We start from the raw sequence: 13,639 nt of genomic DNA, 5'->3' as shown, positions 1-13,639 counted from the left end.
GGAAATCAGGGTCAATTTAAAGCCTAAATTGTAATCACGTTGCGAACGCTTTTTCCCCTTGACACTAGAGAGGTTTTCTTTTTCCATAATAAGTCGATTTGGTGTCAACTTATTTCAGGACGAGACAATTTTATAATAAAAGCCCCGACTAGCTCGGGGCTTTTTTGTTTTAGTATCCGCACGTTTATCTTTGGCCATGCAATCAACCCCGTTGGATTTTCCGCTGAATGGAAAAAAAATCTTTTTCGCATCTGACTTTCATCTTGGAGCGCCGAATGACGTCGAAAGTAAGGTCCGTGAAAGAAGAATAATCCGTTGGCTGGATTCAATTGTAGATGATGCTGCTGCCATCTTTTTAGTTGGTGATATTTTCGACTTTTGGTTTGAGTATGGGCAGGTGATTCCAAAGGGTTTCATTCCATTTATTTCAAAAATAAGTCAACTCAGAGATCGTGGAATACCTATATTTTTTTTCACAGGAAATCATGATTTATGGATGAAGGACTACTTCACTTTAGAGCTTGGAATCCCCGTCTACACGCATCCGATCGAGCTGAAAGTAGAAGGAAAATCTATCTTAGTCGGACACGGTGACGGTCTTGGTCCAGGAGATAATTCCTACAAATTTCTTAAAAAAGTATTTACAAATCCTTTGGCAAAATGGCTTTTCCGCTGGATTCACCCCGATCTAGGAATGAAACTTGCCAAGGCATGGTCGGGTCATAGCCGCATTACCAATATCGAAAAAGATGAAAGTCGCTTCCTTGATGAGGACGAATGGCTTTGGACTTACTGCAAGGAATTGGAGCAAAAGGACCATCATGACTTGTATATTTTTGGGCATAGACACTTGCCACTGGAACTAGAAGTTGGATCAAACTCTACCTATTACAACCTTGGAGAGTGGGTAACTCAAAACACCTACCTTGTATTTGACGCTCAAGGAACAAAGCTCATTACCTTCAAAGGATGAGATCGCTAGGGCTACTTATTTATTTGCTTTTGCCACTTGTAGCTTCTGCACAAGTGCCGTCGAAGCTTGGTACTCCTCTTGCCGAAATATCACTTGAAAATCTTGATCTGATTTCTTTCGACACAAAGGATCAATTATTCGCCAGCAATACTTCTGGTGATATATATCTTTACAGCCAAGAAGGAAAGCAGCTCAACTTATTTTCTCCTGCCCGTCAAGGAAGATTGAATCAACTAGAAGCTGGCTGGACAGTGAATATTTTTAGCTTTTCAGCAGATCTCCAAGAATATAGAATTTTGGATAGGTTTCTTAATCCTTTGGCAGAAAAAGGTTTTTCACTTGCAGAAATCAACTTGGCCAAAGCTGCGACGCTGGGGAACAATAATGTAATCTGGGTTTGGGATGAATCTGACCTGAACCTGAAATCATTGGATTATCTAAGAAATCTGATTATTCAATCTCAACCTCTCAATTTGATTTTAGAATCCGAAGATCTAAACGTCTCAGAAATCCGAGAATTCAAAAACCGCCTATTTATGAATGTGCCCGATACAGGCATTTTCATTTTTGACAATCAAGGTAATCTGATGCGAAAAGTAGCGGTGACAGGAATCAATAAATTGTGCTATTACAAGGAACACCTGCTTTGGATAGAAGGGGAAAATCTAATGGCAATATCTCTTTCAAGCAATGAAATAGTCACTCTCGCACAGCTGGACAATTCAGAAGCCTCTTACATTCAAATCGGACAAGAAAGGCTTGCCATTGTCTCCAAGGATAAAGTGAGTATGTACATTACTCCGGATTGGTTGAAGTCTTTGAAGTGAGTCTCAAAACTGAGATTTAATCCTTCTTTATACAATATTCAGAACTCGCCATTTCAACACCTGTTATGTCAAGGTTCTAGATTAAGCACTTCACCTTTAAAAGCTTGAAACTCCTGATAAAGGTTTTCCAAGGAAGTCGTCAGGCTTTTGCATTTGGTTATGCGGCTTCTGAAGAAGAGGCACAACCGTACTCCTCTGCGCAATCCTCCGCGCTCTCCTTAGTACAATAAAAAAGGCCATTTCATCTCTGAAATAGCCTTTTAGAATTCTATTTTAGTCAGTTTGATTAATTGACTTTCACCAATTCAATGTCGAAGATCAAATCTTTTCCAGCCAACTGATGATTCGCATCAAGTGTGACTTTCTCATCGTCAATGGCTACCACCTTTACAGGCATTGGCTGACCATTTCCACCTTGAAGCATCAGATCAAGTCCAACTTCAGGTTTGATGTCCGCAGGTACTTGCGCCTTTGGCACTTCAATCATCATGTCATCTCTTCGCTCTCCGTATGCTTCAGCAGCAGGGATAGTCACGGTGACCTTGTCACCCAATGTCATGCCATCAACAGCTGTATCGAAGCCCTTGATCATATTTCCGTCGCCTAAGGTAAATCCTAGCGGTTCGCGATTTGCTGAAGTATCAAATACGCTTCCATCTTCTAATTTACCGGTATAATGCACTTGAACTGCATCTCCTTTTTTAGCTTGCATAGTCTTTTGTTTTAGTAAAGTACAAAGGTACAAAAATCTATTAGGGTAGAAAACCCCGTCCGACTGTCCGATTTTAGCGTGAAATCGTACAATAGTGGACACTTTTATCTCAAAAACCCAGTTTATGGGCTTATATTAGGGTTGGCATCATTTTCCCCTTAAGAACACCAAACAATTCACCATGGAAACTCAAGATTTAGGCAAGATTCTTATCATCGATGATAATGAAGACTTACTCTTTGCCGCCAAAATGCTTCTCAAAAAGCACGCGAAAGAAGTCATGATAGAAAAGGATCCTCGACGAATCCCTTTTCTTGTAAATAACAATAATTACGATGTGATCCTTCTTGACATGAATTTCCGGGAGGATACCACTTCAGGCAAGGAAGGTTTTCACTGGCTGAAGCAAATCAAAGAGATAGACCCAAAGGCGGTGGTAATCCTGATCACGGCATTCGGCGACGTGGAAATGGCTGTGCAAGCATTGAAAGAAGGTGCGACTGATTTTATCCTGAAGCCTTGGCAAAATGAGAAATTGATAGCTACACTTTCCGCGGCTATCAAACTCAAGGAAAGCTACAATGAAGTCGATAAGCTTCAAAAGAAGCAAAAGCAGATGCAGACCGACATGAAGAAGCCGTACACCGATATTATCGGACAATCTGCTTCCATGAAAAACATCTTCTCAATCATCGATAAAGTAGCTCAGACCGATGCAAACGTGTTGATACTAGGCGAAAATGGAACTGGCAAGGAACTTATCGCTCGTGCCATTCATGATCGCTCACTTCGAAAAGATGATATTTTTGTAGGTGTAGATATGGGGTCTATTACAGAATCCTTATTCGAATCTGAGCTTTTCGGACACAAAAGAGGTGCATTCACCGATGCTAAAGATGATCGAGCTGGTAGGTTTGAAATAGCGGATAATGGCTCTTTGTTTTTGGATGAAATCGGAAATCTTTCCCTTCCATTACAGTCCAAACTTCTAACTGTTCTTCAAAGAAGAGAAGTTACCAGAATAGGTACCAACAAAGCCATTCCGGTGGATATTCGCTTGATCTGCGCTACTAATATGCCGCTACACGAGAGCATAGCTGATAATACCTTCCGACAAGATCTACTCTATAGAATCAATACAGTTGAGATTTTCCTTCCTCCACTACGTGAGAGACAGGATGACATCCCAACCTTGGCTAATCACTTCCTAAAAAGCTACAGTCAGAAATACCGAAAAACCTTCAATGGCTTCACAGCTGCGGGAATGGAACTATTACAGCGGTATAGCTGGCCTGGAAACATCCGTGAGCTTCAGCATGCTATCGAGCGAGCTATCATTATGGCCGAAGGTGATGAACTGGACTCCAGAGATTTCTTCTTCTTATCGGCGAAACCAGCTTCTGACAAAGCTCCCACAGCAGTAACGCTCAATCTAGACGACATGGAGCGCACGACTATTCAGAGAGCAATTGATAAAAACGGAGGAAACATCTCAAAAGCAGCTAAGGAGCTAGGCCTGACCAGAGCTTCCTTGTACAGAAGGCTGGAAAAATATGGACTATAAAGTTGGCTTACTTGGGAGAATCGCCTTTTTAGCTGCCTCTCTCTTTCTTCTTGCCTACGCTATTATTGATAGTTGGGGAGTCTTTATGATCTCTCTTTTTCTCATTTTAGTTGTATTTCAGATTATCTATTTGCTTCGTTATTCCGAAGGCTCATTTAATAAGGTGCGCATTTTTCTGGATAACATTAAGCAGGACAAATACTCCCAACTCTACCCTGTCAAATTTGATGGTACGGAAACAGATGATCTTCATATAGAATTCAATGCGATTCTCGCAAAACTGAAAGAGGATCAAGCTGAGAAAGAAGCGAATTATCAGTACTTCCGCTCAGTGTTCAAACACCTAAGTATAGGTCTGATCACTTTTGGTGAAAATGGCGGGATTCAGATCGCAAATACGGCTGCAAAGAGGATACTTGATGTGGAAGAGTTGAAAAACATCGGAGAAATTGAAGGCATTAATAAGGAGTTGCACCTAGCGATCAACAACCTGCGAACTGGTGGATCTGAGTTGATCAAGATTGCGCATCCTGACGGGATCATGCAGATTTCAGTGTATGTGATTGAATTACTGATGCGCGGGGAAAAGTTTAAGCTGGTTTCCCTTCAGAATATTCAGTCAGAACTGGAGGAAAAGGAAATGGAAGCTTGGCAAAACCTAGTCAAAATCCTGACTCATGAGATCATGAACTCCATCGCTCCTATTTCTTCACTGGCAGGAACGATCCAAGGAGAAATGGAAAGCAAAATAGACAACGTAGAGCAAATCACTCCTTCGGAAATGGAAGACTATCTGATGGGAATTAGCACGATTGAAAAGCGTAGTCAAGGTCTGATCAGCTTCGTGTCTGACTTCAGAAGTTTGGCACATATTCCAGCACCTAAGTTCAGCAGTATTGCTATCGCAAAGCTTTTCCATCAGCTGGAAGTTTTATTACAAAACCAATTAGACACTTATCAGATTGAATTGATTAAAGAGATCAATCCAAAAGAGTTAATCTTATTTGGAGATCAAACTCAGATAGAGCAAGTCATGATCAATCTCGCCCAAAATGCAATTCAGGCGGTGGAAGATTCTGAAGTGAAACGCATCATTCTACGGGCATTTATAGATGAAGCGGGAAAAATCATTTTGGAAGTGGCAGATACTGGAAAAGGAATCGAGGAGGAAGCACTCTCAAAGATTTTCATCCCATTCTTCACCACCAAATCTAAAGGTTCTGGTATCGGCTTGAGTCTTTCTAAGCAGATTATGCGTCGCCACAAAGGCAATATACAGGTTCGCTCTATTCAAGGTGAAGGCACTACGTTTAAGCTGATTTTTAACGGGTAAGTGTTGAAGGTCATGACCAAAAACACGGGATATTTGATGGGTTTTATACTCATCAAGTTTATCCTTCAATATCTCCTGACAGATTCGGGTTACGACCTACATCGGGACGAATACCTGCATCTAGACCAAGCGCATCATTTGGCTTGGGGATATATCTCGGTTCCTCCTGTGACTTCCTGGTTTTCTTACCTGATATATCTTTTTGGAAATACTGAATTCTGGGTCAAGTTCTTTCCTGCACTCTTTGGAGCACTGACTATTTTACTGGTTTGGAAGGCCATAGAAAGACTAGGCGGGAATTTATATGCTCAATCTTTGGCAGCAATTTGTCTGATATTTTCTTCTTTGGCTCGGCTGAATATCTTATTCCAGCCCAATTCCTTTGACATTCTAGCATGGACTTTTGTGTACTTCGCATTGCTCTGCTTCATCCGGTCTGGTAAAAACAAATGGCTTTACTGGCTGGGAATCGGAATAGGTTTTGGCTTTCTAAACAAGTACAACATCGCATTTCAAGTACTAGGATTGATACCAGCTTTACTGTTGACTTCAGAGCGGAAGATTTTCAAAAATCCACATTTATATGCTGCCTTTGGACTAGCCTTTTTGATTGCTTTACCAAACCTTATCTGGCAAGTACAAAATGATTTCCCTGTGCTCTGGCACATGCGAATGCTGAGTCAATATCAGTTGGTGAATGTAAACCGATTTGATTTTCTGAATGATCAGTTTTTCTTCTTTTTCGGATCAATTTTCATTCTCCTTTTGGCGCTGATTTCCTATTTCACTTACTCTCCTTTTCGCAAGTACCAAGTTTTCTTTTGGGCTACGATTTTCACATTAGCGATCTTCACCTACTTCCGAGCAAAAGGCTACTATGCGATCGGCCTCTACCCTATTCACTTTGCATTTGGAGCGATGTATCTTTCATACTTGCTGCGCAAAAGCTGGGGTAACTACTTGAAGCCAGTTGCAATGATTATTCCGATAGGACTTTTTATCCTCGCTGCTCCAATTTCATATCCTATCGGAAATCCAGAATACCTCAAGGGAGTCCAATCTCGGCATCCTGATCTAATGGAGAACCGCTGGGAAGATGGTGAAATCCACGATTTGCCACAGGATTTCGCAGATATGCTAGGCTGGAAAGAACTCGCTGAGAAAGTTGATATTGCCTATGCTAAAGCTCCTTCAGACGAATACACGGTGATCATCTGTGATAATTATGGACAGGCTGGGGCGATTAACTTTTATACAAAAAACAAAGGCTTGCAGGCTGTCACTTTGAATGCCGACTATGTCAATTGGATAGATCTTAGCAAGGAAATCAAGAATGTGATTTTGGTAAGAGAAGTGGAAGACGGGGTCAGCGAAAGAGAAATCTCATTTTTCGAAAAGTCAGAAGAAATAGGAACCATCACCGATCCCAATGCTAGGGAATTCGGTACAATTATTCAGCTACTTCTAGGCACCAAAACTGATATTAACGCAATTTTAGCGGCTGAAATTGAAGAGAAAAGGTCTGAGCTAAGAGAGTAAAAATCTCAAGAATTACCAAAGAAAATAAACCAACGCAAACCTAAATGAACAAGACATCTTTTTTCAAATCAACTGAGATCTAGACTTTATAGCTTATGAATTGTAATTAATGTTCCAATCCCCTCATTTTTGCTCTTCACTTTTGTTCCTTTGTCTTCAGAAGAACCTCACCCTCTTCGTTCTTCAATATTAAAGCTCAATTCCCCTGTACAATTCCCTTTCATGAATATTTACAAACAAATAGAAGCTAAAATTCTAGCAGCATCAAACATCCTTATTACTGCCCACAAATCTGCCGATGGTGACTCTGTAGGCTCTTCTTTGGGTCTTTTGCATTTTATAGAAAAGCTTGGCAAAAAGGCTATCATCTGTCATCCTGACAAAGCTCCAGATTTTTTGGATTTCCTTGAACTCTCGTCCATCACCGTGATGGATCAGGAACCTGAGAAGGTAACGGCAGCATTTCAAGAAGCGGATCTGATCTTTTGCCTGGACTATAATGCAACAGACCGTGTAGGAAAAGGAATGCAGCCCTTGCTGGAATCAGCGACCTGTACCAAAATCATGATCGATCATCATCTAGATCCGCAGGACTTCGCTTCAATTACAGTATCCGAAACCTCCGCATCATCTACGGCTGAGTTGATCGTAGAATTAATAGAGCAATCTGGCAACAGTACTTTACTGGATGAAGAAATCGGAACTCCCTTATATCTGGGAATTCTAACTGATACAGGAAGCTTTCGATTCAATTCCGTCAAGCCAAGAACACATGAAGTACTAGCTAAATTGCTTGCAGCTGGAGTAAAACATCACCTGATCCATGAATTGCTGAATGACACGAATACTGCATCTCGTCTTCGTCTACAGGGATTTGCGATGAGCCAGAAAATGGAAATCATGGAAGAAAACTCGGTGGCTATCATTTCTTTGACTAAGGAAGAGTTGGAAAAATATCACTACCAAAAAGGAGATACAGATAGTCTAGCCAACCTTGCTTTGTCTATCAAAGGGATGAAAGCGGCAATGGTCTTTTCAGAACGGGATGGCATCATCAAGATTTCCTTCCGCTCAAAAGGCAAAGAGAATCCAGTAAATGGTTTGGCTGCTGCCCACTTTGATGGAGGTGGACATGCCAATGCCTCTGGGGGAATGAGTGCGCTCTCCATGCCTGAAACCTTGGATAAAATCAAAAGGCTTATTCCTGAATATTTTCCTGCTCAATAATTATAGAATCGTTTCTATTAAGCTCTTAAAGAGCTCTTGAATCTAAATAGCCATTTATGCCCAGCCCTGCAGGCTGGGCTGTTTTATGTTAGGCTTTCAGCCTTTTACATAACACTTATAGTTCTGCTATATACTAACTATGTTTCTATGCTGTTAAAAAAACTTGCATAGACATATTGAATGAAAGCACAAATCCTGTCCAGCTTCTGGAGAAGCAGGACAACTTAGCAGAAATTGCCCCCTCCGCGACCACCTCTGTGAACTTCGCGGTAAATAAAAAAAACTCCGTGCGAAATCAATCACACGGAGTTTTAAGTATCAGACTTAATCGTTTATGGATTAGTCCTTCAAAGTTACTGTTCTAGTTACGTCATTGAATCCACCTGGGATCAAGTTTCCATCCCCATCAAGCAATTCCAATTTGACAGTTACTTCACCCTTAGGAAGTCCTTTGATCACGTAAGGTGCCCAATCAGTGATCATAAATTCCTGACCGTTGATGGTTGCTCTTACTTTGTTTCCAGTTTCAGAAAGTGTAGTGTTTAGCAAGAAGAAATCAAGTAATAAGTTCTCAGTATCTGCTCCGCTATACTCACCTTTTGGACGGCTATAGATCATAGTAGGCTTCTCGAAGTCTACATTCATATCGTCACTAGCCGCACCTACAACAAATTTTTTGGCAATGAATGACTTATCATTCTTCACTGACTCATGGTAAGATCTACTAAGGAATGCCACCAAATAATGTGTTCCTTCTGGCATCTCACGCTTAAATTCAGGCTCATAATGAGCAGAATATGGCTCATTATCTAATATAAAGTGGATGTGCTGACCTTTGTCGGAATTAGCCAAGTTCGCAGCCATACCCGTACGCTCAGTTACTTCACCTAGGTTATATTCCTTCACGTCAAATGCAAAATCCACTTCCCCTGCTTTGGAAATTGTAGTGCTGGTCGGTTTTTTCAAAGTCAAAGAGGAAGTCAAATAAGCAGGAGAATCGCTGAATTTCTCAATTGAAATTTCTGCAGGAGCAACAATCTCCATCTCTGCTACTTCTTCATTGTCTATTTTTTTCGGTTGGCAACTTACTGCTATCAATAATGCCGCAGCAGCTGTACCTAATATTTTTACATTCATAATTTACAGTTTTTGATGATTGTGATTTTTATTAGTAGTCTCAAATGCCATTCCATCGATCCTCTGATTAATATGCAAGTTCAAAGTTATTCATTTCAGATTGAAATGCAGCTTTCCCTGCTATTGATTTTCCGTAAAAATGCATCGAAATAAGTCAAAAGACTTGGTTTTAGTGTGCTTTGAATTGATTTCTATCATATGAGCAAAGCTAAATTTCACCAAGCTATTAATGCTACCCTGGAATCAGATGTCTTCTAAAAGCCTAAAGCTGAAATTTGCGATGCGCCTAATCTCCCTGAAATGGGGAAATGATCCCCCTGTTTATTGATATTCACAGAAAATACTTGCAATGCATAATGCATCTTCCCTCAAATGTACTTTCTCCTAATTCAACTGTGAACTAGCTTATTTAAACTCCCTATTTTCCTCAATTTTATAGAAATTAGAAAAATTATTTTTGAGCAAACAGAATATAATTATCACCCCAACCGATTTCAACTAAGAGAAACTCAGCGATGAGGTTCTAAACTCCTTAGGCTGGACAGTGATCAATGGGCCTGAATACGATCCGTTCTCAGAAGATGATGGAATAGAAGGGAGAAGGTTGAGGTTGTAAAATACCTGTAAGGCATTCAACAGACCAGTATAGTTTCAACAGTTTCCATAATGATTACCATTTTAGATTTGGAATATCTCTCTACTTATCTTTTCAGAATGTAGGCTCGATTACCGATCTTACAGGATCACACATCAGGTTCTCTTTTAATCTGTCACCAAAAACTCTCCAATGAAGGCTGCATTTAGAAGGTCATACGGTAGTCCCAAAACAATCAGAGTTGAGACGACCGAACGACCAGCCCCCAAGGAAAACGAAGTATTAATCCGAGTATACGCTACGACAGTGAATAGAACGGATTGCGCCAATCTCACTGCCAAACCCTTCATCATGCGCTTTTTCCTTTGTTTTTTTAAGCCTAGAAAAATAACCTTAGGAACTGATTTCGCGGGTGAGGTGGTAGCAATAGGAACAAAAATCCAATCCTTCCAAGTTAATGATCGAGTGTTTGGTTTTACCGATCTAGGGGTAGAATCGCAGGCTGAGTACATGGTTCTGGAACCTAAGAACAACCTTTTAACCATTCCCGAACAAATTGAATATAAACAAGCTGCTGCCAGTCTTGAAGGCGCTCATTATGCCTACACATTTATCCATAAAACAGCTATACAGCCAGGACAGCGAATCCTTATCAATGGGGCAACGGGCGCTATTGGATCAGCACTACTGCAATTCGTCAAGACATTTGATGTTCATGTGACTGCTACTTGCGATACTAAGAACATTGAACTTATCCGATCCCTAGGAGCGGACAAAGTCTATGACTACTTAACTGAAGATTTCACACAAAAAAATGAGAAATACGACTTTGTATTTGATGCCGTAGGCAAAAGCACCTTCGGTAAGTGCAAGTCTTTGCTACAAGAGCAAGGGATTTATATTTCTTCGGAATTAGGCCCATATTCACAAAATATCTTCTTAGCACTCTATAGTCCACTCTCAGGTGGTAAGAAAGTAATTTTCCCCATTCCTTATAGCCTAACAGAGACACTTCCCTACATTAAATCCATGTTGGAAAAAGGGAAATTCAAACCTGTAATCGATAGAGAATACCCACTGAAAGCTATAGCGGAGGCATATGATTATGTTATTTCTGGCAATAAAACCGGAAATGTAATTATCAATATTTAGAGCGTAACAGGGCTATTGAGTGCTATCAAGAACCTGGTTCCAACTTTTCACAAAACATGGTCAATGTTTTTCATCCCTGCATTACCTTAATCTCCTCTATCAGTTGAGCTAAGCGATCCCGCAACTCCGTTGGCTCCTTGACCACTACCATATCTCCCAGTGCGATTATCCAGCGCACAAATCCCTCGATGGATGAGTTCATAAAAGTCATCACTGTCTTTTCCCCTACTCTTTCCTCAGACACAAATCCATTATTGTATTTCGAATTGACGAGGTATTTCAGAGAACCATCAGGCACTTCCAGAATGATTTGATGTAGTTTTTGTTCGCTGGCTAATTTGTCCAAATAAGACTGTAAGGAGGGATGTTTAGAGGTGGTATAGCAAAAATCTGTCACCTGAAGTTTGCTAAAGCGATCAAGTCGAAACGTGCGATAATCACTTCTCAACCTGCAATAAGCCATCAAATACCATTGCTCGTGCGAATGAAACAAGCCTACTGGTTCCAATTCTCTTACTGAAATCCGCTCGGGATCAAAAGTAATATAGGTCGTAGACAGCACTTTTTTCTCCGAAATAGCCTGAAGAATAAGCTGAAAAGCCTTGCTGGATCTGTTCATAGACTGAGAAGACCCCGACTTCAAAACCTTAATCGTATCCTGCACTTCTACTAACAAATCCTTTTCGGAGGATTTCAGCACAGCCTTTATCTTAATCAGCGCTTCCTTGAAAACCTTGCTACTTTGATCATCCAGAGATTTTTCCACCAACTTCTCTGCAACCAACATCGCAAGAGCCTCCTCTCTACTAAACATGATGGGCGGAAGTCTATATCCCTCCACCAACGAATAGCCTTGCCCTGCCTCCCCGATGATCGGAACTCCCGACGCTTCAAGAGATCTCACATCTCTATAGATCGTACGCAAACTCACCTCAAAACGAGCAGCAAGCTCATAAGCTCGCACAGTTCGCTTGGATTGAAGGTGGGTAAGTATGGCAGTGAGTCGATCTATTCTGTTCATAAAAAAATCAGTTGAAACCTGTAAGTAAAGAAACTGGAAAAAATCAGAAAATCTTTCATATCCCAAAATCCTACTGACATAGGGCTGACACTATGATGTAGTTTCTTTGAATATTCTTAAACAAAACATACCCACTATGGAAACATCAACAATACCTGCTCAAATCATCAACAAAGATCAATTGCTAACGCATTGGCTAGGACATCGTAAAGTCACCCGCAGGACACTGGAAGCTTTTCCGGAGAAAGAACTTTTCGAATTCAGTATAGGTGGAATGCGGACTTTTGCGCAGCTAATGAAAGAAATGCTGGCTATGGATAGTACAACAGCTAGAGGTTTGGCAACAGACACTTGGGAAGCTCTTGATGAGAAAAAAGAAGAGTTGACGACAAAAGCTGAGCTTCTCGCCAGTTGGGATAAATCCACAGAAGAAATCCAAAAGTATTGGAAGGACATTATGATGGAGGAGTTCCAAAAGAAAATCAAAGCATTTGGACAGTATGATGGCACTGGCTACAGCATTTTGTTTTACATCATAGACAATGAAATTCATCACCGAGGACAAGGCTTTGTCTATCTGCGCGCTTTAGGCATCACTCCTCCAAACTTCTGGGAGCAGTATTAATACTTCATTCTACCGCGACTTGTGTCCTCACAGGCCGCAACAAGAGGGTCTATGTGGACACAGACCACTGTTACAAATTATTAACCCATTATAAATAAGGAGCTTGCTCAAATTTTCATTCTTTCTGTAGCGAATAAAACTTATCATGCGTCTTGGTTGTGATTTAAAACAAAAACCAACAAATACATATGATGAGTATAAAATCATTTGCGACTAAGAATCTTAGATCTCTGGCTTCCCTAGCACTACTGGCTGGAACTATGGGATTGACCAGCTGCATGGATGACAATGACCCAATTGAATACCCTGCTGCCGGTTACATTTCTATTTACAACGGCGCTCCGAGTAACGCTGGAACGATTGTCTTTGCTGATCAAAATCAGGTCAACAATTCCCCATTGAAGTACTCAGAAGTATTGCCGTACAAAAACTTCTATCCTGGGGATAGACTCTTCAAGTTTTCAGAAGCAAATTCTGTGACTTCTCTTTTGGAAAAGGAATTTGAGATCAAAGTAGATTCAGTTTACTCCTTATTTATGGTGGAAAATGCGGCTGCATTGGATGCTGTTTTGGTAGATGATGACTGGTCGGAGCCAACTGCTGCTGAAGCGCAAATTCGAATGGTAAACCTTTCTCCTGATGCAGGAACAGTTTCACTCAAGGTAGATGAAGTGGCAACTGCTCTATTCTCTGATTTGACTTTCAAGGGAAATTCAGATTTTAAAAGCCTAGCCACCAAAACTTACAACTTGAAGATTGTTTCTAGCACTGGTGAAACACTTGCTACTGCTACCAACGTGGATCTTAAAGGAAAGAGAGTGTATACCTTGGTGTTAAGAGGCTATAAGCAGTCAACGGATAATTCCAAAAAACTTGATTTACAATTACTGACCAACTTTATCGATTACTAAGTAATCATACTGCCACAATCCTA

The 13,639-nt window shown here is 40.7% G+C and carries 12 protein-coding genes; 9 read left to right on the top strand and 3 right to left on the bottom strand.

The window, feature by feature from the left end; all coding sequences use genetic code 11:
* Positions 1 to 196 precede the first annotated feature (196 nt).
* Positions 197 to 973, top strand: a complete 777-nt coding sequence (locus ESV85_RS13400) for a UDP-2,3-diacylglucosamine diphosphatase (RefSeq protein WP_223275998.1) — start codon at positions 197 to 199, stop codon at positions 971 to 973.
* On the top strand, positions 970 to 1,800 hold the full coding sequence (locus tag ESV85_RS13395; RefSeq protein ID WP_146918408.1) for a hypothetical protein: 831 nt from the start codon (positions 970 to 972) through the stop codon (positions 1,798 to 1,800). Before ESV85_RS13400 ends, ESV85_RS13395 begins: the two co-directional genes overlap by 4 nt.
* A 286-nt stretch (positions 1,801 to 2,086) precedes the next feature.
* Here ESV85_RS13395 and ESV85_RS13390 read toward each other — a convergent pair whose 3' ends face one another.
* Positions 2,087 to 2,512, bottom strand: a complete 426-nt coding sequence (locus tag ESV85_RS13390) for a peptidylprolyl isomerase (protein ID WP_146918406.1) — start codon at positions 2,510 to 2,512, stop codon at positions 2,087 to 2,089.
* 181 nt (positions 2,513 to 2,693) lie between these two features.
* Here ESV85_RS13390 and ESV85_RS13385 point away from each other — a divergent pair, with 181 nt between their 5' ends.
* From ESV85_RS13385 to ESV85_RS13370, 4 genes are all read left to right on the top strand, one after another.
* Positions 2,694 to 4,076 carry a sigma-54-dependent transcriptional regulator gene (locus ESV85_RS13385; RefSeq protein WP_146918405.1) on the top strand — a complete coding sequence of 461 codons (1,383 nt, stop codon included), beginning with the start codon at positions 2,694 to 2,696 and terminating at the stop codon, positions 4,074 to 4,076.
* The gene (locus ESV85_RS13380; protein ID WP_146918403.1) at positions 4,066 to 5,409 is read left to right on the top strand and encodes a sensor histidine kinase; all 1,344 of its coding nucleotides are present in this window, start codon (positions 4,066 to 4,068) and stop codon (positions 5,407 to 5,409) included. The genes ESV85_RS13385 and ESV85_RS13380 overlap by 11 nt, the downstream gene beginning before the upstream one ends.
* 12 nt (positions 5,410 to 5,421) lie before the next feature.
* Entirely contained in the window at positions 5,422 to 6,948 is a 1,527-nt protein-coding gene (locus tag ESV85_RS13375) for a glycosyltransferase family 39 protein (RefSeq protein WP_146918401.1), read from the top strand.
* 222 nt (positions 6,949 to 7,170) lie between these two features.
* Complete coding sequence (locus ESV85_RS13370) at positions 7,171 to 8,175, top strand: DHH family phosphoesterase (protein WP_146918399.1); 1,005 nt, start codon at positions 7,171 to 7,173, stop codon at positions 8,173 to 8,175.
* A gap of 339 nt (positions 8,176 to 8,514) precedes the next feature.
* Here ESV85_RS13370 and ESV85_RS13365 read toward each other — a convergent pair whose 3' ends face one another.
* Positions 8,515 to 9,312, bottom strand: coding sequence for a hypothetical protein (locus ESV85_RS13365; RefSeq protein WP_146918397.1), 798 nt, complete (start codon positions 9,310 to 9,312; stop codon positions 8,515 to 8,517).
* A gap of 787 nt (positions 9,313 to 10,099) precedes the next feature.
* Between ESV85_RS13365 and ESV85_RS13360 the strand changes: the two genes are divergently transcribed.
* Positions 10,100 to 11,059, top strand: coding sequence for an NAD(P)-dependent alcohol dehydrogenase (locus ESV85_RS13360; RefSeq protein ID WP_146918395.1), 960 nt, complete (start codon positions 10,100 to 10,102; stop codon positions 11,057 to 11,059).
* A 70-nt stretch (positions 11,060 to 11,129) separates the two neighbouring features.
* Here the strand turns inward: ESV85_RS13360 and ESV85_RS13355 are convergent, their stop codons facing one another.
* Entirely contained in the window at positions 11,130 to 12,080 is a 951-nt protein-coding gene (locus ESV85_RS13355) for a helix-turn-helix transcriptional regulator (RefSeq protein WP_146918393.1), read from the bottom strand.
* Between the two features lie 136 nt (positions 12,081 to 12,216).
* Here ESV85_RS13355 and ESV85_RS13350 point away from each other — a divergent pair, with 136 nt between their 5' ends.
* Both ESV85_RS13350 and ESV85_RS13345 read left to right on the top strand, forming a co-directional pair.
* The gene (locus ESV85_RS13350) at positions 12,217 to 12,705 is read left to right on the top strand and encodes a DinB family protein (RefSeq protein WP_146918390.1); all 489 of its coding nucleotides are present in this window, start codon (positions 12,217 to 12,219) and stop codon (positions 12,703 to 12,705) included.
* A gap of 188 nt (positions 12,706 to 12,893) precedes the next feature.
* The gene (locus tag ESV85_RS13345; RefSeq protein ID WP_146918388.1) at positions 12,894 to 13,616 is read left to right on the top strand and encodes a DUF4397 domain-containing protein; all 723 of its coding nucleotides are present in this window, start codon (positions 12,894 to 12,896) and stop codon (positions 13,614 to 13,616) included.
* The last annotated feature ends 23 nt before the right edge of the window (positions 13,617 to 13,639 follow it).

Origin of the sequence: Algoriphagus aquimarinus (assembly GCF_007997215.1) — a bacterium.
In the GTDB taxonomy this organism is placed as follows: domain Bacteria; phylum Bacteroidota; class Bacteroidia; order Cytophagales; family Cyclobacteriaceae; genus Algoriphagus; species Algoriphagus aquimarinus_A.
The sequence above is the reverse complement of the archived record's forward strand: the minus strand, read 5'-3'. Positions and strand labels throughout refer to the sequence as shown.